This is a genomic window from Escherichia sp. MOD1-EC5433, from assembly GCF_002966005.1.
GTDB lineage: Bacteria > Pseudomonadota > Gammaproteobacteria > Enterobacterales > Enterobacteriaceae > Escherichia > Escherichia ruysiae.
The window spans coordinates 83,096-103,987 of sequence record NZ_PTRL01000008.1 but is presented as its reverse complement, the minus strand read 5'-3'; the positions used below and the strand labels follow the sequence as shown (position 1 = coordinate 103,987).

Sequence of the window (20,892 nt, the reverse complement as noted above, 5' to 3'; positions counted from 1 at the left end):
GGTTTAGCGAGCTGGCGCTTTGTCATTCTCGCGTTTTACGATCGGTTTGCCGGAGAACAAAAACTTCAACAACGGAATGCGTAAATGAATTTCGTACAGAATTATCGCAATCCCTACCACAAATATCAGACCGCAGAGGAAACCCAGCAGATTTGATGTGATGTGCGGAGTGATGTAAGCACCGAAAAAGAGCGTTAATGGGTGATGAACCAGATAAATAAATAGCGATGCGTTTACAAAATAGGTTACCCGCGCCGACTGAAAATTAAGCAAACGGTGGCCGAAGGAGAAGACCACATTCACCATCCACAGGCCGAGCACCATCGTGATCACTGACTCGGTTTCATACATCCAGGCATCGCCGCTGCCGTAGCGTTGATTGAGCAAATAAGCAACAAATGCCAGTGCTGCTGCGAGAGTGCATCCACGAGACGGTGTGGTAAACAAGGCCTTAAGATTAGGGAAAATGAAAGCCAGCGCACCGAGAATAAAGAACGGCATATAAAACAGCGTCTGCATGAAAATAAAATTGAACATGCCATCGCTTAATATGGGTGGATAAACGATAAATAACGTTCTTCTTATTGCTGCATAGCCAATTCCCAGACAGAAAAATAGTATCGATAGCTTAACCATCGAGAAATTTTTATTCGTTTTATCTGAATTTTCTAAATTATTTCTTATTCGTTTAAATATCCATACGCAAAGTGTCGTCATAACGACCAACACCAGTAAAAACCACAGGTGCGAAATTAACTCCCAGGCCAGCGTATTATATTTGTCATACAATGATAGCCCAGGCCAGCTTTCCGCTTTGCCTTTGACATATTGCAGCATAATGAATTGCGGCAAGGTGAGCAGGGGAATAGCCGTTAACATCGGGATTCCTACGCGTTCAACGCGCACTTTCCACCATTTTTTCAACGGGTAGCGCAAAAACAGCATGTAGGAAAAATATCCGGAAATAACGAAAAATACCTGCATACGGAAGGCGTGGATGAAATCGTTAAAAAGCGTCAGCCACCATGACGGTTCTGCGCTATTCACATGCCAGGTGTGGCTTGAATAGATTAAAGAAATATGAAAAGGGATCCCTAACAACATCAACCATGCGCGGATGGAGTCGAGGAAATATTCACGCTGCGCGGGTACTGGATTCATATATGGTTAACTAATCTCGGATTTTTCGTCTTATCCCCGCCGGGTAATGCCTTTAGGCTTTTGCCGTAACGACACTGACCTGCTGCATGAGGTGCAGGCTTCAAATGTGTTTTTGCGCGGCATAGCCGCAATCACTAACCAAAATGGAAGCGCCTGTAAGACGGTTGATAAATAAATTTGCCGGCAAACCCTACACGAACTCGCTCCTTCTGTCTTTAGGAGAAGCACGGAAAGTGAAAACGGTTGCAATCAGGTGCTTAATCCATGAACCGGCACGCTGAATAATACCGGGATTCTGTTGTCGGAATGGCTGGTTATCCATTAAAATAGATCGGATCGATATAAGCACACAAAGGGGGAAGTGCTTACTTATTATGAAACATAAACTACAAATGATGAAAATGCGTTGGTTGAGTGCTGCAGTAATGTTAACCCTGTATACATCATCAAGCTGGGCCTTCAGCATTGACGATGTCGCAAAGCAAGCTCAATCCTTAGCCGGGAAAGGCTATGAGGCGCCTAAAAGTAACTTGCCCTCCGTTTTCCGCGACATGAAATACGCGGACTATCAACAGATCCAGTTTAATCATGACAAAGCATACTGGAACAATCTGAAGACCCCATTCAAGCTCGAGTTCTACCATCAGGGTATGTACTTCGACACACCGGTCAAAATAAATGAAGTCACTGCAACGGCAGTAAAAAGAATCAAATACAGCCCGGATTATTTCACTTTCGGCGAAGTTCAGCATGACAAAGACACGGTAAAAGACCTCGGTTTCGCCGGTTTTAAAGTGCTTTACCCGATCAACAGCAAAGATAAAAATGATGAAATCGTCAGTATGCTCGGGGCCAGCTATTTTCGCGTGATTGGCGCAGGTCAGGTTTACGGTCTTTCTGCCCGAGGCCTGGCAATTGATACCGCGTTGCCATCAGGTGAAGAATTCCCACGCTTTAAGGAGTTCTGGATCGAGCGTCCAAAACCGACCGACAAGCGTTTAACGATTTATGCGTTGCTTGATTCGCCGCGTGCGACAGGCGCTTATAAGTTTGTTGTTATGCCGGGACGTGACACGGTTGTTGATGTGCAATCGAAAATCTACCTGCGCGATAAAGTCGGCAAACTGGGGGTTGCACCGTTAACCAGTATGTTCCTGTTTGGGCCGAACCAGCCATCTCCGGCGAATAATTATCGTCCGGAATTGCACGACTCCAACGGTCTGTCTATCCATGCTGGTAACGGTGAGTGGATCTGGCGTCCGCTAAACAACCCGAAACATCTGGCGATCAGCAGCTTCTCGATGGAAAACCCGCAAGGCTTCGGCCTGTTGCAGCGTGGCCGCGATTTCTCCCGCTTTGAAGATCTCGACGATCGTTACGATCTTCGTCCAAGCGCGTGGGTGACACCGAAAGGGGAGTGGGGCAAAGGCAGCGTTGAGCTGGTGGAAATTCCAACCAACGATGAAACCAACGATAACATCGTCGCTTACTGGACGCCGGATCAGTTACCGGAACCAGGTAAAGAGATGAACTTTAAATACACCATTACTTTCAGCCGTGATGAAGACAAACTTCACGCGCCTGATAACGCCTGGGTGCAGCAGACGCGTCGTTCAACGGGGGATGTGAAACAGTCGAACCTGATTCGCCAGCCTGACGGCACTATCGCCTTTGTGGTCGATTTTACCGGCGCAGAGATGAAAAAACTGCCAGAGGATACCCCGGTCACAGCACAAACCAGCATTGGCGATAATGGTGAGATTGTTGAAAGCACGGTGCGTTATAACCCGGTCACCAAAGGCTGGCGTCTGGTAATGCGCGTGAAAGTGAAAGATGCCAAGAAAACCACTGAAATGCGTGCTGCCCTGGTGAATGCCGATCAAACGTTGAGTGAAACCTGGAGCTACCAGTTACCTGCCAATGAATAAGACAACCGAGTACATTGACGCAATGCCCATCTCCGCAAGTGAGAAAGCGGCATTGCCGAAGACTGATATCCGCGCCGTTCATCAGGCGCTGGATGCTGAACACCGAACCTATGCGCGAGAGGATGACTCCCCGCAAGGGTCGGTAAAAGCACGTCTGGAACAAGCCTGGCCAGATTCACTCGCTGATGGACAGTTAATTCAAGACGACGAAGGGCGCGATCAGCTTAAGGCAATGCCGAAAGCAAAACGTTCTTCTATGTTCCCCGATCCGTGGCGTACTAACCCGGTTGGGCGTTTCTGGGATCGTCTGCGTGGGCGCGATGTAACGCCGCGCTATCTGGCGCGGTTGACCAAAGAAGAGCAGGAGAGCGAGCAAAAGTGGCGTACCGTCGGCACCATCCGTCGTTACATCCTGCTTCTCCTCACTCTGGCGCAAACCGTCGTCGCTACCTGGTATATGAAGACCATCCTGCCTTATCAGGGGTGGGCGCTGATTAATCCAGTTGATATGGTCGATCAGGATCTGTGGGTTTCCTTTATGCAGCTTCTGCCTTACATGCTGCAAACCGGTATTCTGATCCTCTTCGCTGTTCTTTTCTGCTGGGTGTCTGCTGGTTTCTGGACGGCGTTGATGGGCTTCCTGCAACTGCTTATTGGTCGCGATAAATACAGTATTTCCGCTTCAACCGTTGGCGATGAACCGTTAAATCCGGAGCATCGCACAGCATTGATCATGCCTATCTGTAACGAAGACGTGAATCGCGTTTTTGCAGGTCTGCGTGCAACGTGGGAATCAGTGAAAGCGACCGGTAATGCCAAACATTTTGATGTTTATATCCTGAGTGACAGCTACAACCCGGACATCTGCGTGGCAGAACAAAAAGCCTGGATGGAGCTGATCGCCGAAGTGCAGGGTGAGGGCCAGATTTTCTATCGCCGCCGTCGCCGTCGCGTGAAGCGTAAAAGCGGTAACATTGACGATTTCTGCCGTCGCTGGGGTAGCCAGTACAGCTACATGGTGGTGTTGGATGCGGACTCGGTGATGACCGGTGATTGTTTGTGCGGTCTGGTGCGCCTGATGGAAGCCAACCCGAACGCCGGGATTATCCAGTCGTCGCCGAAAGCGTCTGGTATGGATACGCTGTATGCACGTTGCCAACAGTTTGCGACCCGTGTCTATGGGCCATTGTTCACTGCTGGTTTGCATTTCTGGCAGCTCGGCGAGTCACACTACTGGGGGCATAACGCGATTATCCGCGTGAAACCGTTTATCGAGCACTGTGCGCTGGCGCCGCTGCCTGGCGAAGGATCATTTGCGGGTTCAATTCTTTCGCACGACTTCGTGGAAGCCGCACTGATGCGCCGTGCAGGCTGGGGGGTATGGATTGCTTACGATCTCCCTGGCTCTTATGAAGAGCTGCCGCCTAACCTGCTTGACGAGTTAAAACGTGACCGCCGCTGGTGCCATGGTAACCTGATGAACTTCCGTTTGTTCCTGGTTAAAGGGATGCACCCGGTTCACCGTGCGGTGTTCCTGACGGGCGTGATGTCTTATCTTTCCGCACCGCTGTGGTTTATGTTCCTCGCGCTCTCTACCGCATTGCAGGTTGTACACGCACTGACCGAACCGCAATACTTCCTGCAACCACGGCAGTTATTCCCGGTCTGGCCACAGTGGCGTCCTGAACTGGCGATTGCGCTGTTTGCCTCGACGATGGTGCTGCTGTTCCTGCCGAAGTTGTTGAGTATTTTGCTTATCTGGTGCAAAGGAACTAAAGAGTATGGCGGCTTCTGGCGAGTTACGTTATCGCTGCTGTTAGAAGTGCTGTTCTCCGTGTTGTTGGCGCCGGTGCGTATGCTGTTCCATACGGTATTCGTGGTTAGCGCCTTCCTCGGCTGGGAAGTGGTGTGGAATTCCCCGCAACGTGATGACGACTCTACCTCCTGGGGCGAAGCGTTTAAACGCCACGGCTCACAGTTGCTGCTGGGGTTAGTGTGGGCGGTCGGTATGGCGTGGCTGGATCTGCGTTTCCTGTTCTGGCTGGCACCGATTGTCTTCTCGCTGATTCTGTCACCGTTTGTTTCGGTGATCTCCAGCCGTACAACCGTTGGGCTGCGCACGAAACGCTGGAAACTGTTCCTGATCCCGGAAGAGTATTCACCGCCTCAGGTACTGATCGATACCGATCGTTTCCTTGAGATGAACCGTCAACGTTCTCTCGACGATGGCTTTATGCATGCAGTGTTTAATCCGTCGTTTAACGCTCTGGCAACGGCAATGGCCACCGCGCGTCACCGCGCCAGTAAGGTGCTGGAAATCGCCCGTGACCGCCACGTTGAACAGGCGCTGAACGAGACGCCAGAGAAGCTGAATCGCGATCGTCGTCTGGTGCTGCTAAGCGATCCGGTGACGATGGCTCGTTTGCATTTCCGCGTCTGGAATTCCCCGGAGAGATATTCTTCATGGGTGAGTTACTACGAAGGGATAAAGTTGAATCCACTGGCATTGCGTAAACCGGATACGGCTTCGCAATAAAAGCGTAGATGCCTGCAATATATTGAATTTGCAAGGCTTCGTAGGCCGGATAGGGGCGTTCACGCCGCATCCGGCAAAACAACAAGCACTTTGTCAGCAATAAAAATACCGGCGTAATGCCGGTATTTTTTTACAGAAGAGGGTTCAAATGCGCTTAATTGTAGTAGGCATCATGGTTGCTTTGCTGAGTGGTTGTGGCAGCATCATTAGCCGCACCATACCGGGACAGGGGCATGGCAACCAATATTATCCCGGCGTGCAATGGGATGTACGTGACTCCGCATGGCGCTATGTCACGATCCTTGATCTCCCATTCTCTTTAGTCTTTGATACCTTACTGTTACCGATCGACATTCATCACGGAGCATATGAGTAATTAACGCTCATCCCACTCATCGGCTGCTGCGCGTCCTTCTTCGGTATCCAGCGGTGGCTCAAGCTGGAATTCACCTTCGTCCCATTCATGCAGAGTATTTTCTTCCTGCCATTCCTGGCGGATTTCAATCTCATCATAGTCGCCATCAAAGATGCTTTGTGCGGCTTCTCCACTAAACATGGGCAGGCATTCACCTTCTTCGCCTTCATCGGCGAGAAACTCAACCTGCCACATAATGTCGCCATCTTGCAGAATATATTTCTGGACATTGAACTGTTGCACATTCGCTTCTTCGGCGTCGATGCCGGGGTTGTCAGCAAGAAATTCTTCGCGTGCGGCATCAATGGCTTCTTCAAGCGTTGCGTACATAGTCATCACGACTCTCCCTTTGATTTGCTGAGGTGTTCAGGGAAAGAATAGCTGATTCTCCGCTTTTGCAAGTATGAAAGGCGAAAAATCAGTTCGATACCTGGGGGAGTCGGCGACGGCGCAGGCTGTTCCACGAATAGACCGCGTTAAACAAAACGACTCCGGCGGTAACCAGAAATACAGCACGAAAGCCGTAGTGTGCTGAAATAGCTGCGCCCATCAACGGCCCCGTAACGTTGCCAATATCGCGAAACGACTGGTTGTAGCTGAAAATGCGCCCGGCGATTTGGTTGGTCGAATTATAAACCAGCAACGTTTGTACGGCGGGGAGCAGAGCGCCGTCTGCGGCGCCGAGCAAAAAGCGTAAAATCCCCAGTTGCAGTGGTGTCTGGACATAAGACATTGGGATCAACAGCAGCACAGAAAAGATCAGCGCAGTTATCAGGATCTTTTCTGGCCCGATACGATCGCCAAGTTTACCGAGTCGTGGAGCACTTAGCAGTGCAGCCACGCCGGGCACGGAGGCGATCATGCCGCTAATAAAGGCGATATTACTGACATTTCCTGCCAGTTCGCGGACATACAGCGTCAGGATTGGCGCGATAGATCCAGTAGCAATCTGGATAATTAATGTTGTGACAAACAGGCTAAGTACCAGTTTCGGATTTTTAAGCGATGTTACGACTTCCCGCATGTGCAGCATCTCTTTTTTGCTGACGGGCTGGAATTTTTCTCTGATACAAAACAGGGTGACGAAAAAGCAGAGTATGAGCACACTGGCGGTAATAAAGAATACCGGACGTAAGCCGTAGTTATCAGCGAGTAAGCCACCAGCCATCGGGCCGAGCAACGCGCCGCTAACGCCGCCGGTGGAGAGCGTGCCCAGCGCCCAGCCGCTTTTATTACGCGGTACTTGTGTGGCGATAAGAGCATTGGCGTTGGGGACAAACCCGCCAAGCAAACCAAGCAGCGCCCGCAGGATCAGAAACTGCCAGATATTTTGCGCCAGCCCCATCAGCACCATCACGATGCCCATGCCGAGAGCAGAACGCAATAACATGATTTTTCTGCCTTTGCGGTCGGCAAGCCCGCCCCAGAAAGGGGAGGCGATGGCGGAGAATAAAAAGGTAATACTGAAGACAATTCCCGACCACATATTCAGCGCGCTGTGGCCAGTGACGCCAAGTTGCTCAACGTAGAGGGGTAAGAATGGCATCACCAGACTGAAGGCGGCACCGGTAAGAAAACAACCTAGCCAGGCAACGATCAGGTTTCGTTTCCAGTTTATGGGGGTGTCATTTTCACAGAGTGACATAGCAATCCGCTGTTGGTGCGCCAGGCGCGGTGAATAAAAGGAGAAAAAGTAAGCACACTAATTATGCGCCTGACTTATAGGTGACGCAATGTACAGAGCTTTTATCGCTAAATCAGGGGGGGCAGCGGTAATGCCGGATGCAGTTCGAAACATCCGGCAAGGGAGATTTAATAGCGTGAAGGTACGCCTTCCGGGCGCGTTTTAAAGCGACGATGCAGCCACATGTACTGTTCCGGTGCCATCATGATGCATTTCTCGACCACTTTATTCATCCACGCTGCGGTGACTTCGGCGTTATCCAGAGGTGGTGAACACTCTGGCGGCAGCATGATCAACTGATAGCCTTTGCCGTCTGGCTTACGACGCGGAACAAACGGCACCAGGCACGCACCAGACATTCTCGCCAGCATCCAGGTGCCACTGGTGGTCGCCGCCTGCTCAACAGCAAACAGCGGCACGAAAACGCTCGAGCGCGGACCGTAATCGTGATCCGGCGCATACCAGACCACTTCGCCTTTCTTTAGTGCCCGGATCATGCCTTTTAAATCTTTGCGATCAAGCATCGATTTATTCGAACGCAGGCGCCCCCAGGTTTGCAGCCAGTCGAGCAACGGATTATCGTTTGGGCGATAGACGCCGATACCCGGTTCCTGCATACCAAATTGCCTTGCGCCCAGCTCCAGCGTCAGAAAATGGATGCCGACCAACAGAATGCCGCGCTTTTGCGCCTGCACGTCACGGATATGTTCCATGCCAATCACTTCCGTCCAGCGGGCAATTCGACGATCCGACCAGAACCACGCCATGCCGGTTTCCATCAACCCCATACCAACGGATTCGAAATTCTTCACCATCATTTCATGGCGTTCTTGTTCGCTCATCTCCGGAAAGCACAGTTCCAGGTTGCGATATACAATTTTGGCGCGACGTTTCATAACATGTAACGCCAGTCGTCCTGCCGCAATGCCAAGGCGGTAGATAATCGGGTAGGGTAACTGAACGACTAACCAAAGTACGCCAATACCCAACCAGGTTAACCAATAACGCGGATGAAGCAGTGCGGTGGAGAACTTGGGTAGATTCGTCATATCAATCCTGTCTTTCAACCTATACGGGCAATTGTATGTATTGTCGCATTTTTTCGTCCGCAACCAAAATTTGTGACCGAAGACTGGGCGAAATTACCGCGTATGTAAATCATTAATAATTTTTAATGCGCAAATGTAGCGTAAAATGTATGGATGTTAATTGTCGATAATTGCTATATCATGCTGCGGATTTTTACTTTCCCACCCCGCAGGAACCGTACACCATGCCAGTGTTACACAACCGCATTTCTAATGACGCGCTGAAAGCCAAAATGCTGGCCGAGAGCGAACCACGCACCACCATTTCGTTCTATAAATATTTCCACATTACCGATCCCAAAACGACCCGTGATGCTTTATATCAGCTATTTACCGCGTTGAATGTCTTTGGACGGGTCTATCTGGCGCATGAAGGGATCAACGCACAAATCAGCGTACCGGCGAGCAACGTAGAGACATTTCGCGCACAGCTTTATGCTTTTGATCCTGCTTTAAACGGTTTACGTCTGAATATTGCGCTGGATGATGACGGGAAATCCTTCTGGGTGCTGCGCATGAAGGTTCGCGACCGAATTGTTGCCGATGGTATTGACGATCCTCAATTTGATGCCAGTAACGTGGGGGAATACCTGCAAGCAGCGGAAGTGAACGCCATGCTTGATGATCCCGATGCGCTGTTTATCGACATGCGCAACCACTATGAATATGAAGTGGGGCATTTTGAAAACGCGCTGGAAATTCCGGCAGATACCTTTCGCGAACAACTGCCAAAAGCGGTTGAGATGATGCAGGCGCATAAAGATAAAAAGATCGTGATGTACTGCACCGGTGGTATTCGTTGCGAAAAGGCCAGTGCCTGGATGAAACATAACGGATTCAATAAAGTCTGGCATATTGAAGGCGGGATTATTGAATACGCTCGTAAGGCGCGTGAACAAGGTTTGCCTGTCCGCTTTGTTGGTAAAAATTTTGTTTTTGACGAGCGGATGGGCGAGCGGATCTCTGACGAAATTATTGCGCATTGTCATCAGTGTGGCACACCTTGTGACAGCCATACCAATTGTAGAAATGATGGCTGTCATCTGTTGTTTATCCAGTGTCCGGCGTGTGCCGAGAAATTCAAGGGCTGTTGTAGTGAGATTTGCTGTGAAGAAAGTGCATTACCGCCAGAAGAACAGCGCCGCCGTCGTGCTGGGCGAGAAAATGGCAATAAGATCTTTAATAAATCGCGTGGACGCCTGAACACGACGCTGATCATTCCTGATCCAACAGAATAAACATTCGTGCCGGATGTGCGTCATCCGGCAACATCTATGCATTACTTCTGCTGTACACCTTCCACCGAAATAATCAGATCAACCTCCTGCGAAGCTGGACCTAAATCAGTCTTAATGTTGAAGTCTTTCAGCTTAATTTTGCCTTCTGCCTCGAAGCCCGCACGTTTACCGCCCCACGGATCGTCACCCTGACCAATCAATTTTGCTTCCAGCGTTACTGGTTTGGTTACGCCATTTAGTGTCAGATCACCCGTAATATCCAGTTCATCACCGTCTTTCTTCACGCTGGTAGAAGTGAACGTCGCCTGCGGATATTTTGCGGTATTGAGGAAATCTGCGCTGCGAAGATGCTTATCGCGCTCGGCGTGATTGGTATCGACGCTGGTGGTGTTAATTGTCACATTCACTTTATCAGCAGCTGGGTTCTTTTCATCAAAGGTAAAAGTACCGTCGAAATCTTTAAAGGTGCCATATAACCAGCTATAGCCAAGGTGCTGGATGCGGAAATTGACAAAGGCGTGCTGACCTTCTTTGTCAATTTTGTAATCGGCGGCGACAGCTGAACCGGCAGAGAACATCAGGGAAGCAAAGGTTAAAGCAAGCAGGCTTTTTTTCATTTTATACTCCATAGTCAGATGACGATTTTCCCAGCATACGCTTCAGGGTGTCGTCTTTATCGATGAAATGATGCTTCAGGGCCATAAATCCGTGCATAACGGACAGTACGACGACGCTCCACGCGAGCCAAAAATGCAGGGCACCGGCAAGGTCAGCCTGTGCGCCAGCATCGGCAAGGGTCGCGGGGATGTCAAACCAGCCAAAAACGCTGATCGGTTTGCCATCGGCGGTCGAGATGAGATAGCCGCTGATGCCAATGGCGAAGAGCAAAAAGTACAGCGTGAGATGTCCAATTTGTGCGCCGAGACGCGTCATGGGCGAATAACTTTGCAATGGACCAGGCGGTGGGGATATAACGCGCCACAGAATGCGTATAACCAGCCCCATCATTAACAGAATACCGACGCTTTTATGCAGCTCTGGTGCTTTGTGATACCAGCCATCGTAATAACTGAGCGTTACCATCCATAGTCCTAAAGCAAACATGCCGTAGATAATGATTGCACTCAGCCAATGAAAGGCCATCGATATAACACCATAGCGTTTGGGGGTATTTGTAAGGGGCATAAATGCATCCGAAACTTATTTGCGAAAGAATGAAAATGGCGCGTTGGAGAATGAATTGCAACTGAAAAATAACAATTCGAATGATATTTATTTTTATTTCAATAATTTTGATTTAATAATGAAAGAATCTTCATAAGTTTAGTGGTTTCAGGATGAGGTATGTCAGGGGAATGCTACCAGGACAGAAATAAAGTTATTCAATTTTTCACGCCAAATGAAAGAGAGATTAAGGTTTTGTCAATTTATGTCAGTGGGGTGCGGTTAAAAATAAAACACGTAGATCAGATCCATAATTGCCAATAATCCCCAGAGAAAAAGATATAGCATGAGATGCTCGCGGATATTATTAATGAGATAGTTCACCAGCCGACGCATTAAAAAATCCTGTAAAAACGGCCTCATTTTTGAGGCCGTGATGATGATTATTTGAAGCGGGCAAGTCTGAATGGCGTCAAATCAAAATCGCTATTTATGCCTTGCGCAAAATCGGCGGCTATTTCCCCTAATACCGATGCAAATTTAAATCCGTGTCCACTCAGACCGGTAATCAGCAGCGTATTATCGTGACCGGGCAGGGTGTCGATAATAAAATCTTCATCAGGTGAATTATCGTAGGTGCAGGAAGCGCCGTACAGGCAGCAACCAATGCCCGGCAGTATGCTACGTAAGAAGGGAAAGGCTTCAGAACCGTCACTGGCGATTTCAGCAAACGGAACGCGTTCATCTGCTGAATGAATCACCTGTCCACCATTGTGTTTGCCAATTTTCAGGGCGTCATTTTCGGCGGGAAAGCCGTAATATTGATCGCCATTGGGCAGTTCTCCGGTAAAGGCCGGAAATTTATTTTTCATACTATAACGACCATCGGCCTGATACCAGGCGAACACTTTGCGTACTGGCTGGACAGGGAGTTCTGGCAGCAGGTCTTTTACCCAGGTTCCCGCGCAGACGATCGCTTTTTTCGCCTGATACTCGCCGTCAGCTGTTGTAATGGTTACGCCGTTGTCATCATGGTGAATAGCGGTAACCGGGCAATTAAACAGTTGAGCACAGCCAGCTTCATTCGCCAGTTTGATCCAGGTTTTAATCGCCAGTTCGCTGTGCAGAAAGCCAGAATCAGCCTCAAACAAGCCGATGTAATTGTCAGGAACGCGTATTTCAGGCCAGCGAGCCATAATGGCCTGCGCATCCAGTTTTTCGACGTTGAGTTGCCATTGTTCCGCGCTGTGGGCGACATTGGCGAGGAATTCGGAGTCGGCAGGGCCGAGGTTGATGACGCCAGAGCGCACAAAAACGGGGTCTTCTTCGTTGTAACGGGTGAGTTCATCCCACAGGGTTTGCGCGCGAAGCACCAACGGAACATACTTTTCGCCTTCACCATAAGCATGGCGAATTAATCGTGTATCACCGTGGTGGCTGCCGTGTTGGTGCGGCGGCATATGGGCGTCGGTCATCAGCACTTTCAAACCGGCCCGAGTGGCATAATACCCGGCTGCAGCACCTACGGAACCGCTGCCAATAATGATGAGATCGTATTTCATTTTTTTCTCTCTGCTCTCATGGTTTAAGCAGAGTAATTAAGTGAATGCAGATATACAACCCAGAAATAGTAAAGGCACCAATCTGGTGCCTTTTGGGTGGATGGTCATGTCAAGTTAATGACGACGATACTCATTTACATGGAAATCACCAGATTCAATTTTGGCTATTCCTGCTTCTAATATCGAAATAAATTGTCTGGCAACATCAGTAGTTAACCAGAGTGTCTGACCAACTTCAGTCCCTTCCTGCTCGGACTTATTTGGGGTCTGGTAGTGCAAACGCAACATCAGAGCATCATAGCTATCAACGGTGCTGATGTCCCACCCTACGAGCGGATGAGTCTGAATGACTTCATTGTTTTTTTCCATCATGGCCCCCTAATTCGTGTTACTAGACAACGTTATTCGAGGTTCAATGCATTTTTATCTGAAGCAACTTCAGTATACCAATAAGTAAGGGTATCCACAGAATTTTTAAAGGGGGAAAGAGATATTTTTTTGTTTTTAAGATTTATATGAACAATAAAACAGCATGTCATTCATATTTTTTTAGCATATCGTGCAATTATTTTGAGGAAGTGTAGAAATTTTGTGCTGAAAATAAAAAAGCCGGGGCGACCCGGCAAAAACAAACATTACTGTATATTATTCGCTAACGAACCAGTCATCTGCGCTTTCCCATGTTTCTTGCAGAATTTCGCTAATGCGCTGTTTATCTTCTTTTGTTGCGCCAATAACCGATAAATTATTGGCTGCGGCATAACGAACAGAAACATGACCTTCGTTATCAGGAAACGCATATTGAATACGGCGGGAAAGTTCACCGGCCAGGGCGTCAATGGCTCCGGCAGGTAATGGAGAAGTTTTTGCTATGGTGACTTCAATTCTCATAATAGCCCCCTGTTTTACATACTGGTTATTTATACAGGTAAAATAACCTAATGACAACAGGGAACTACGTTTTTTATTGTTTAACTGTCCAGCGTACCGTTTCTCCGGCCAGGAATGGCACCAACGTGTCGTCAGTCAGAGCGATGCTTTCAGCCACTTTCTGCTCTTCGCGTACCAGTTCAATAAACGATTCGTTGACCGGTAAACCATAGAACTGCGGGCCGTTTAAAGAACAGAACGCTTCAAAGTGCTGTAACGCATTCATTTCTTCAAAGACAGTGGCGTAACTGCCCAGCGCCGTTGGTGCATTAAAACAGCCGGCACAACCGCAACTACTCTCTTTGCGATGACGCGCATGTGGCGCGGAGTCAGTCCCAAGGAAAACGCGACTAAAGCCACTGGCGACCAGTTCACGCAGCGCCTGTTGATGCACATTACGTTTGAGAATGGGCAGGCAGTACAGGTGCGGACGTACACCACCAACCAGCATGTGGTTACGGTTAAACATCAAATGTTGAGGGGTAATGGTAGCAGCCAGTAGTTCATTACCATCACGAACATATTCAGCGGCATCTTTAGTCGTGATGTGCTCAAAAACCACTTTCAGCCCAGCCAGGCGTTGGCGTAGCGGTTCCATAACAGTTTCAATAAAGCGAGCTTCACGGTCAAAAATGTCAATGTCGGCGTGTGTCACTTCTCCGTGTACCAGCAGTGGCATACCCATTTTTTCCATTCGCTCCAGTACGGGCATGATAGCGTCAACCGACGTCACGCCGTGGCTGGAGTTGGTGGTCGCGTTTGCCGGGTAAAGTTTTGCAGCGGTGAACACGCCTTCGTTAAACCCTCGCTCCAGTTCGTCTGCATCCAGTGAATCAGTTAAGTAGCAGGTCATCAGCGGGGTGAAGTCGTGCCCGGCAGGGACGGCGTCAAGAATACGTTGACGATAAGCCACGGCAGCCTCAACGGTCGTCACGGGCGGTGCCAGATTGGGCATAACGATGGCCCGACCATAGGTTTGGCTGGTATACGGCACGACAGTTTTTAACATGTCGCCATCGCGGAGGTGAAGGTGCCAGTCGTCTGGGCGGCGGATCTTTAATACCTGGGATGGTGCAGTCATTAATCTCTATGCTCCGGCTGAAGGGATGTTTTTGCCGGACACAAAGGATAAGCGGAAACGTTTTCCTTTGCACGAAAAATAAAGGGCGCGAATGCGCCCTCGTGTTTAATCAGTAAACGGAATGACAATTTCGCCAGGTTTCACCTCAATACCTTTCGCCAGTTTTTTCGCCATTGCTTCACCTTTGCTGCCATCTTCGCGCAGAATGTAAGCCGGTTGCTGGTTAAAGTAGTTGCGTAATGCCTGATTCAAATAGGGGAGCAACGTTTGCATCACTGTCTGCATTTTTTCCGGTTGTACCGTCGCATCGACCACTTCCATTTCCTTCAGGAAGATAGCGCCTTTTTCTTTATCGAAAACCGGCAGTGCTTTCAGTTTTAGTTTCATGGTCGCTTTCTGGCTGCCGAACAGGGAGTTCATATCCAGATTTGCATCCCCGGTTAAGGTTATCTTATTCGGCTCTTCGCGACCAATTTGGCTGGTCAGGTTTGTCAGAACAATATGGGCGTCAGCTACGCCGGGCAAACCGATATCTTTCGAGAAATTATTATGTTTCTCAAGCGACTGGTTAATTTCTTGTTCGCTAATCGTGTACTGGGTGAGTTGATTACAGCCAACGAGCAGGCCGCTGACGAGCAATGCAGCGGCAAATAAAAACTTGTTCATGGTAGTCCTCGACATGAAATCTGCGTCAATATCCTGACACAACGCAGCATGTGCCACCAGCGTTAAACTCGCCAGCAGAAAAAACTGAATTCTGCGGCGGCAGGTAATAACAAGCTGTTAAGGCGCGTCAGGTTGACAGGACGAGCAATGGTAACAGAACGCATCGCGTTTTCAGGCATCGCGTTCCAGCAACCGACGCGCAGCGCGCTTCTGGCTAAATTGCCAACCCAGAGCAAGAAAGGTGATTATGCCAATAATGCCCAACATCATCCACGGTAGCTCTGGTTGTTGTGCCGACTTACCCAGATCAAACAGCCAACCGCCGCCGATATAACCGATAGCGCCGCCAATCGCCAGACCCAGACGACTAAACCCCATATAGCTGCCGCGCGCTCGCGCATCCGCCAGCGAGGCGCTTAAGGTTTCACGCGCAGGTTCGGCAATGATCGACCCGATATAAAACAGACAAATCAGGGTGAAGAGTTGTTGCAGACTGCTGACCATTCCAACTGGCATCATGCTTAACGACATGACTAACAGCCCAGCCATCAACCGATGTTCCAGACGAAAACGCTTTTCGCTCCAGCGAGCGATAGGGTAGAGCAAGGTTAAGGAGAGACATGCTTCAATGGCATACATCCATTTAACGGCAGAGGGTGCGCCAGCGACGTCGTTGACCATAATCGGCAGCATCAGCATCACCTGAACGGCCAGCATATAGTAGCCCGCCAGCGTCAGGACGTAAGTGACAAAACGTTTATCACGCATCACGCGAGCCATGCCTTCGCGGACTGGCGTGCGCACGGTAGAGAGTTTCCACGCCGGTAACAACCAGGCATTAAACGCTGCACACAGCACAAACAGAATCGCCCCCGTGGCGCAGACCAGGCGGAAATCATATTGCAACAGCCAGCTCCCCAACAATGCGCCAATGACCGCACCGGCACTGTCCTGCATCATTAACAACGAGAAAAAGCGGCCACGCTGCTGCGGGCGAATCAATTTGACCACCAGCGCCGAACGCGGCGGATCGAAAAGAGTGCCGCCAAGACCTGAGAGAAGGCAGGAAAACCACAGTAGCAAGGGCTCCTGAGCGATGCCCATGGTGGCGAATCCGGCTGCGCGCATCAGCATACCGGTGACAATCATCGGTTTAGCGCCAAAGCGGTCGGCAATTGCGCCGCCAAAAATACCCAACCCCTGCTGAATGAACTGACGCAGACCGAGGGCAATACCGACCATCACGGCGGCCCAGCCCATTTGATCAACGAAGCGGATGGAGATCAGCGGAAAGACAACAAAGAACCCCAGCACGACCAGCATATTATCGATGAGCAGGAAATATTTACCCAGGTTCCTCGCCTGCGACACGCGCGACATTTCCCCTCCCGGGAAATAAAAGATGAGCACTTTCTATTCTGCATGGTCGCTAATACTTTTCCCACAATTCCCGGGACAATATTTTTTTATCGAAAGCCCTCTTTGATAGAGAGTTTTTATCAAATATGTGAATAATGCAGGAAATGGCATTTGGGACTTTTCACAGGCTCTGGTTGCGCAGGTATAGTAATACTTACAGCGTATTAAAGACGTTACGGGAAGGAGTAGGTATAGAATGTTTGGCTATCGCAGTAACGTGCCAAAAGTGCGCTTAACCACAGACCGACTGGTCGTGCGTCTGGTGCATGATCGTGATGCCTGGCGGCTGGCGGACTATTACGCAGAGAATCGCCATTTCCTCAAGCCCTGGGAGCCAGTGCGCGACGAAAGCCACTGTTATCCTTCAGGCTGGCAGGCCAGGTTAAGCATGATTAATGAATTTCATAAACAAGGTTCTGCATTCTATTTTGGGTTGTTCGACCCGGATGAGAAAGAGATTATTGGCGTTGCCAATTTTTCTAATGTGGTGCGAGGATCTTTTCATGCCTGCTATCTCGGTTATTCGATTGGGCAAAAATGGCAGGGCAAAGGGCTAATGTTTGAAGCCCTGACCGCCGCCATTCGTTATATGCAGCGCACCCAACATATTCATCGCATTATGGCCAACTATATGCCGCACAATAAACGCAGCGGTGATTTACTGGCGCGACTGGGTTTTGAAAAAGAAGGCTATGCGAAAGACTATCTGTTGATTGATGGACAATGGCGCGATCACGTACTGACGGCATTAACCACCCCAGACTGGACGCCCGGCCGCTAAGGAGAATCTCATGAAATATCAACTTACTGCACTGGAAGCCCGCGTGATTGGCTGCTTGCTGGAAAAACAGGTGACAACGCCGGAGCAATATCCGCTTTCTGTAAATGGTGTAGTAACGGCCTGTAATCAGAAAACGAACCGTGAACCGGTAATGAATCTGAGTGAATCAGAGGTGCAGGAGCAGCTGGATAATCTGGTCAAACGTCATTATTTACGCACGGTGAGCGGTTTTGGTAATCGGGTCACCAAATATGAGCAACGCTTTTGTAATTCAGAATTTGGCGATCTAAAACTGAGCGCCGCAGAAGTGGCGTTGATAACCACTTTGCTGTTACGCGGTGCCCAGACGCCAGGCGAATTGCGCAGCCGCGCGGCGCGGATGTATGAATTTAGCGATATGGCGGAAGTGGAGTCCACGCTGGAACAACTGGCTAATCGTGAAGACGGTCCTTTTGTGGTTCGCCTGGCTCGCGAACCGGGTAAACGTGAAAGCCGCTATATGCATCTTTTCAGCGGTGAGGTTGAGGATCAGCCGGTGTTAACGGAGCCGTCGAACGCGGTTGACGGCGATTTACAGGCTCGTGTCGAAGCACTGGAAATCGAAGTGTCAGAACTGAAACAGCGTCTTGATTCATTGCTGGCCCATCTGGGAGATTAAAGTGAAAAAATTACGTATCGGCGTAGTGGGATTAGGCGGCATCGCGCAAAAAGCGTGGTTACCGGTGCTGGCGGCAGCATCAGACTGGACGTTACAAGGCGCGTGGTCGCCAACGCGTGAGAAAGCTCTGCCAGTTTGTGAAAGCTGGCGCATTCCCTACGCTGATTCGTTATCCAGCCTCGCCGTCAGTTGCGATGCTGTTTTCGTGCATTCAAGCACTGCCAGCCACTTTGAGGTTGTCAGTGCGCTGTTAAATGCGGGGGTGCATGTTTGTGTCGATAAACCGCTGGCGGAAAATCTGCGTGATGCCGAGCGGCTGGTGGAACTGGCAGCACGGAAAAAACTCACCCTGATGGTCGGTTTTAACCGCCGTTTCGCACCGCTCTACTGTGAGTTAAAAACGCAACTCGCTACGGCGGCCTCGCTAAGAATGGATAAGCATCGTAGCAATAGTGTCGGGCCGCACGATCTTTATTTCACGTTGCTGGATGATTATCTGCATGTGGTGGATACCGCGCTGTGGTTGTCTGGCGGCAAAGCCTCCCTGGATGGCGGCACGTTACTGACTAACGACGCTGGCGAAATGCTGTTTGCCGAGCACCATTTTTCTGCGGGTTCTTTGCAGATTACTACCAGTATGCATCGCCGTGCCGGAAGTCAGCGTGAAGCCGTGCAGGCCGTGACTGACGGTGCGCTCATCGACATTACGGATATGCGTGAATGGCGTGAGGAGCGCGGGCAGGGGGTATTGCATAAACCGATTCCAGGCTGGCAGAGTACCCTTGAGCAGCGTGGATTTGTTGGTTGCGCACGTCACTTCATTGAATGCGTGCAAAATCAGACAGTTCCGCAAACCGCCGGTGAACAGGCTGTGCTGGCGCAGCGCATCGTTGACAAGATCTGGCGCGACGCGATGAGTGAATAAACCCTGTAACATCTGGCGGTAGCAATTCACCATAATCCAGGTAGACTATTCGCCTCTTTCAGCGCCTGCCTTGCAGGCGTTTTGCCCGTGGGTCTGGATTAGAACACCGATGAATTTATTAAAATCGCTGGCCGCCGTCAGCTCGATGACCATGTTTTCGCGTGTGCTTGGCTTCGCACGTGACGCAATTGTCGCCAGAATCTTTGGCGCAGGGATGGCAACCGACGCCTTTTTTGTCGCTTTTAAACTGCCTAACTTGTTGCGCCGTATTTTTGCTGAAGGGGCATTTTCCCAGGCATTTGTACCAATTCTGGCGGAATATAAAAGCAAGCAGGGTGAAGACGCCACGCGGGTCTTTGTCTCTTATGTTTCTGGTCTGCTGACTCTCGCGCTGGCGGTTGTGACGGTTGCCGGGATGCTCGCCGCGCCGTGGGTAATCATGGTGACCGCGCCGGGCTTTGCTGATACTGCCGACAAATTTGCCCTGACCACCCAGCTATTACAGATTACTTTTCCCTATATTTTGCTGATCTCCCTGGCATCGCTGGTGGGGGCGATTCTGAATACCTGGAACCGTTTTTCGATTCCGGCATTTGCCCCGACGTTACTTAACATCAGCATGATTGGTTTTGCGCTGTTTGCCGCGCCGTACTTTAACCCGCCGGTGCTGGCGCTGGCGTGGGCTGTAACGGTGGGCGGGATCCTGCAACTGGTTTATCAGCTACCGCACCTCAAGAAGATAGGCATGTTGGTTTTGCCACGCATTAACTTCCACGATGCGGGTGCGATGCGCGTGGTGAAACAGATGGGACCGGCGATTCTTGGCGTCTCTGTCAGTCAGATCTCCTTGATCATCAACACCATTTTTGCTTCGTTTTTGGCATCCGGTTCAGTCTCCTGGATGTATTATGCTGACCGTTTAATGGAGTTCCCGTCCGGCGTACTGGGCGTGGCGCTGGGGACCATTTTGCTACCGTCACTGTCGAAAAGTTTTGCCAGCGGCAATCACGATGAATACAACCGCTTGATGGACTGGGGGCTGCGTCTTTGTTTCTTGCTGGCGCTGCCAAGCGCGGTGGCGCTGGGTATCCTTTCCGGGCCGTTGACCGTTTCACTGTTTCAATACGGTAAATTTACCGCCTTTGATGCGCTGATGACCCAGCGGGCGTTAATTGCTTACTCGGTGGGTTTGATTGGCCTGATTGTGGTGAAAGTGCTGGCTCCGGGCTTTTATTCCCGACAGGACATTAAAACACCGGTAAAAATAGCCATCGTCACGCTGATCCTGACGCAATTGATGAACCTGGCGTTTATCGGCCCTTTGAAACATGCCGGATTGTCGCTTTCCATTGGTCTGGCGGCTTGTCTGAATGCTTCGTTGCTGTACTGGCAGTTGCGTAAGCAGAAAATCTTCACCCCGCAGCCCGGCTGGACTGCGTTTCTGCTGCGTTTGTTGGTAGCCGTATTGGTGATGTCTGGCGTGCTGTTAGGCATGTTACACATCATGCCAGAGTGGTCATTGGGCACTATGCCCTGGCGCTTACTACGCTTGATGGCGGTTGTTGTCGCGGGGATCGCGGCATACTTTGCCGCGCTGGCGGTGCTGGGCTTCAAAGTTAAAGAGTTTGCCCGTCGGACGGTGTAATAATGCGTTCC

21 protein-coding genes are annotated in these 20,892 nt (G+C 50.1%); 8 read left to right on the top strand and 13 right to left on the bottom strand.

Features of this window, described 5'->3' with window-relative positions; translation table 11 throughout:
- Positions 1-3: 3 nt before the first annotated feature.
- Positions 4-1,161 (bottom strand): glucans biosynthesis protein MdoC, encoded by a 1,158-nt coding sequence (gene mdoC / locus C3D30_RS16445; RefSeq protein WP_001070366.1) that lies wholly within the window; start codon positions 1,159-1,161, stop codon positions 4-6.
- 392 nt (positions 1,162-1,553) lie between these two features.
- Here mdoC and mdoG point away from each other — a divergent pair, with 392 nt between their 5' ends.
- The 3 genes from mdoG to C3D30_RS16425 all read left to right on the top strand — a co-directional run bounded on the left by mdoG (position 1,554) and on the right by C3D30_RS16425 (position 6,001).
- The gene (gene mdoG / locus C3D30_RS16435; protein ID WP_077629266.1) at positions 1,554-3,089 is read left to right on the top strand and encodes a glucans biosynthesis protein MdoG; all 1,536 of its coding nucleotides are present in this window, start codon (positions 1,554-1,556) and stop codon (positions 3,087-3,089) included.
- On the top strand, positions 3,082-5,625 hold the full coding sequence (gene mdoH / locus C3D30_RS16430; protein WP_010351277.1) for a glucans biosynthesis glucosyltransferase MdoH: 2,544 nt from the start codon (positions 3,082-3,084) through the stop codon (positions 5,623-5,625). The genes mdoG and mdoH overlap by 8 nt, the downstream gene beginning before the upstream one ends.
- A gap of 148 nt (positions 5,626-5,773) precedes the next feature.
- Complete coding sequence (locus tag C3D30_RS16425) at positions 5,774-6,001, top strand: YceK/YidQ family lipoprotein (protein WP_001237191.1); 228 nt, start codon at positions 5,774-5,776, stop codon at positions 5,999-6,001.
- Here C3D30_RS16425 and C3D30_RS16420 read toward each other — a convergent pair whose 3' ends face one another.
- The 3 genes from C3D30_RS16420 to lpxL all read right to left on the bottom strand — a co-directional run bounded on the left by C3D30_RS16420 (position 6,002) and on the right by lpxL (position 8,773).
- Entirely contained in the window at positions 6,002-6,376 is a 375-nt protein-coding gene (locus C3D30_RS16420; protein ID WP_000180062.1) for a MysB family protein, read from the bottom strand.
- A gap of 82 nt (positions 6,377-6,458) precedes the next feature.
- Positions 6,459-7,685 carry a multidrug efflux MFS transporter MdtG gene (mdtG, locus tag C3D30_RS16415; RefSeq protein ID WP_000050574.1) on the bottom strand — a complete coding sequence of 409 codons (1,227 nt, stop codon included), beginning with the start codon at positions 7,683-7,685 and terminating at the stop codon, positions 6,459-6,461.
- Between the two features lie 167 nt (positions 7,686-7,852).
- Positions 7,853-8,773 (bottom strand): kdo(2)-lipid IV(A) lauroyltransferase, encoded by a 921-nt coding sequence (gene lpxL / locus C3D30_RS16410; RefSeq protein WP_010351771.1) that lies wholly within the window; start codon positions 8,771-8,773, stop codon positions 7,853-7,855.
- A 224-nt stretch (positions 8,774-8,997) separates the two neighbouring features.
- Here lpxL and trhO point away from each other — a divergent pair, with 224 nt between their 5' ends.
- Positions 8,998-10,050 (top strand): oxygen-dependent tRNA uridine(34) hydroxylase TrhO, encoded by a 1,053-nt coding sequence (trhO, locus tag C3D30_RS16405; RefSeq protein WP_105284902.1) that lies wholly within the window; start codon positions 8,998-9,000, stop codon positions 10,048-10,050.
- 41 nt (positions 10,051-10,091) lie between these two features.
- Here trhO and C3D30_RS16400 read toward each other — a convergent pair whose 3' ends face one another.
- The 9 genes from C3D30_RS16400 to mdtH form a co-directional block, all read right to left on the bottom strand.
- Entirely contained in the window at positions 10,092-10,667 is a 576-nt protein-coding gene (locus tag C3D30_RS16400; protein ID WP_000749186.1) for a YceI family protein, read from the bottom strand.
- 1 nt (position 10,668) lies between these two features.
- Positions 10,669-11,235, bottom strand: a complete 567-nt coding sequence (locus C3D30_RS16395) for a cytochrome b (protein ID WP_001131605.1) — start codon at positions 11,233-11,235, stop codon at positions 10,669-10,671.
- A 261-nt stretch (positions 11,236-11,496) separates the two neighbouring features.
- Positions 11,497-11,610 carry a YceO family protein gene (locus C3D30_RS16390; protein ID WP_001253739.1) on the bottom strand — a complete coding sequence of 38 codons (114 nt, stop codon included), beginning with the start codon at positions 11,608-11,610 and terminating at the stop codon, positions 11,497-11,499.
- Positions 11,611-11,657: 47 nt separating this feature from the next.
- Complete coding sequence (gene solA / locus C3D30_RS16385; protein ID WP_000872756.1) at positions 11,658-12,776, bottom strand: N-methyl-L-tryptophan oxidase; 1,119 nt, start codon at positions 12,774-12,776, stop codon at positions 11,658-11,660.
- A gap of 114 nt (positions 12,777-12,890) precedes the next feature.
- A complete protein-coding gene (gene bssS, locus C3D30_RS16380; protein WP_000414435.1) occupies positions 12,891-13,145 on the bottom strand; it encodes a biofilm formation regulator BssS in 255 nt (84 codons plus the stop codon).
- A 276-nt stretch (positions 13,146-13,421) separates the two neighbouring features.
- A complete protein-coding gene (dinI, locus tag C3D30_RS16375) occupies positions 13,422-13,667 on the bottom strand; it encodes a DNA damage-inducible protein I (RefSeq protein WP_001217754.1) in 246 nt (81 codons plus the stop codon).
- Between the two features lie 73 nt (positions 13,668-13,740).
- Complete coding sequence (pyrC, locus tag C3D30_RS16370; RefSeq protein WP_000126575.1) at positions 13,741-14,787, bottom strand: dihydroorotase; 1,047 nt, start codon at positions 14,785-14,787, stop codon at positions 13,741-13,743.
- A gap of 105 nt (positions 14,788-14,892) precedes the next feature.
- Positions 14,893-15,453 (bottom strand): lipoprotein, encoded by a 561-nt coding sequence (locus C3D30_RS16365; protein ID WP_010351783.1) that lies wholly within the window; start codon positions 15,451-15,453, stop codon positions 14,893-14,895.
- 171 nt (positions 15,454-15,624) lie between these two features.
- Positions 15,625-16,833 carry a multidrug efflux MFS transporter MdtH gene (gene mdtH / locus C3D30_RS16360; protein WP_105287136.1) on the bottom strand — a complete coding sequence of 403 codons (1,209 nt, stop codon included), beginning with the start codon at positions 16,831-16,833 and terminating at the stop codon, positions 15,625-15,627.
- 235 nt (positions 16,834-17,068) lie between these two features.
- On the opposite strand from mdtH, the gene rimJ reads away from it, so the two are divergent.
- The 4 genes from rimJ to murJ all read left to right on the top strand — a co-directional run bounded on the left by rimJ (position 17,069) and on the right by murJ (position 20,881).
- Positions 17,069-17,653 carry a ribosomal protein S5-alanine N-acetyltransferase gene (gene rimJ / locus C3D30_RS16355; RefSeq protein ID WP_000468197.1) on the top strand — a complete coding sequence of 195 codons (585 nt, stop codon included), beginning with the start codon at positions 17,069-17,071 and terminating at the stop codon, positions 17,651-17,653.
- Positions 17,654-17,663: 10 nt separating this feature from the next.
- Positions 17,664-18,311, top strand: a complete 648-nt coding sequence (locus C3D30_RS16350) for a YceH family protein (protein WP_105287135.1) — start codon at positions 17,664-17,666, stop codon at positions 18,309-18,311.
- A 1-nt stretch (position 18,312) separates the two neighbouring features.
- A complete protein-coding gene (locus tag C3D30_RS16345; protein ID WP_105287134.1) occupies positions 18,313-19,236 on the top strand; it encodes a Gfo/Idh/MocA family protein in 924 nt (307 codons plus the stop codon).
- Between the two features lie 109 nt (positions 19,237-19,345).
- Positions 19,346-20,881, top strand: a complete 1,536-nt coding sequence (murJ, locus tag C3D30_RS16340) for a murein biosynthesis integral membrane protein MurJ (RefSeq protein WP_001050689.1) — start codon at positions 19,346-19,348, stop codon at positions 20,879-20,881.
- Positions 20,882-20,892: the final 11 nt, after the last annotated feature.

Excerpts from the sequence above, each read along its gene's own strand:
- mdoC (WP_001070366.1), bottom strand. The coding sequence starts at position 1,161 with ATGAATCCAGTACCCGCGCAGCGTGAATATTTCCTCGACTCCATCCGC.
- mdoG (WP_077629266.1), top strand. The coding sequence starts at position 1,554 with ATGATGAAAATGCGTTGGTTGAGTGCTGCAGTAATGTTAACCCTGTAT.
- mdoH (WP_010351277.1), top strand. The coding sequence starts at position 3,082 with ATGAATAAGACAACCGAGTACATTGACGCAATGCCCATCTCCGCAAGT.
- C3D30_RS16425 (WP_001237191.1), top strand. The coding sequence starts at position 5,774 with ATGCGCTTAATTGTAGTAGGCATCATGGTTGCTTTGCTGAGTGGTTGT.
- C3D30_RS16420 (WP_000180062.1), bottom strand. The coding sequence starts at position 6,376 with ATGACTATGTACGCAACGCTTGAAGAAGCCATTGATGCCGCACGCGAA.
- mdtG (WP_000050574.1), bottom strand. The coding sequence starts at position 7,685 with ATGTCACTCTGTGAAAATGACACCCCCATAAACTGGAAACGAAACCTG.
- lpxL (WP_010351771.1), bottom strand. The coding sequence starts at position 8,773 with ATGACGAATCTACCCAAGTTCTCCACCGCACTGCTTCATCCGCGTTAT.
- trhO (WP_105284902.1), top strand. The coding sequence starts at position 8,998 with ATGCCAGTGTTACACAACCGCATTTCTAATGACGCGCTGAAAGCCAAA.
- C3D30_RS16400 (WP_000749186.1), bottom strand. The coding sequence starts at position 10,667 with ATGAAAAAAAGCCTGCTTGCTTTAACCTTTGCTTCCCTGATGTTCTCT.
- C3D30_RS16395 (WP_001131605.1), bottom strand. The coding sequence starts at position 11,235 with ATGCCCCTTACAAATACCCCCAAACGCTATGGTGTTATATCGATGGCC.
- C3D30_RS16390 (WP_001253739.1), bottom strand. The coding sequence starts at position 11,610 with ATGCGTCGGCTGGTGAACTATCTCATTAATAATATCCGCGAGCATCTC.
- solA (WP_000872756.1), bottom strand. The coding sequence starts at position 12,776 with ATGAAATACGATCTCATCATTATTGGCAGCGGTTCCGTAGGTGCTGCA.
- bssS (WP_000414435.1), bottom strand. The coding sequence starts at position 13,145 with ATGGAAAAAAACAATGAAGTCATTCAGACTCATCCGCTCGTAGGGTGG.
- dinI (WP_001217754.1), bottom strand. The coding sequence starts at position 13,667 with ATGAGAATTGAAGTCACCATAGCAAAAACTTCTCCATTACCTGCCGGA.
- pyrC (WP_000126575.1), bottom strand. The coding sequence starts at position 14,787 with ATGACTGCACCATCCCAGGTATTAAAGATCCGCCGCCCAGACGACTGG.
- C3D30_RS16365 (WP_010351783.1), bottom strand. The coding sequence starts at position 15,453 with ATGAACAAGTTTTTATTTGCCGCTGCATTGCTCGTCAGCGGCCTGCTC.
- mdtH (WP_105287136.1), bottom strand. The coding sequence starts at position 16,833 with ATGTCGCGCGTGTCGCAGGCGAGGAACCTGGGTAAATATTTCCTGCTC.
- rimJ (WP_000468197.1), top strand. The coding sequence starts at position 17,069 with ATGTTTGGCTATCGCAGTAACGTGCCAAAAGTGCGCTTAACCACAGAC.
- C3D30_RS16350 (WP_105287135.1), top strand. The coding sequence starts at position 17,664 with ATGAAATATCAACTTACTGCACTGGAAGCCCGCGTGATTGGCTGCTTG.
- murJ (WP_001050689.1), top strand. The coding sequence starts at position 19,346 with ATGAATTTATTAAAATCGCTGGCCGCCGTCAGCTCGATGACCATGTTT.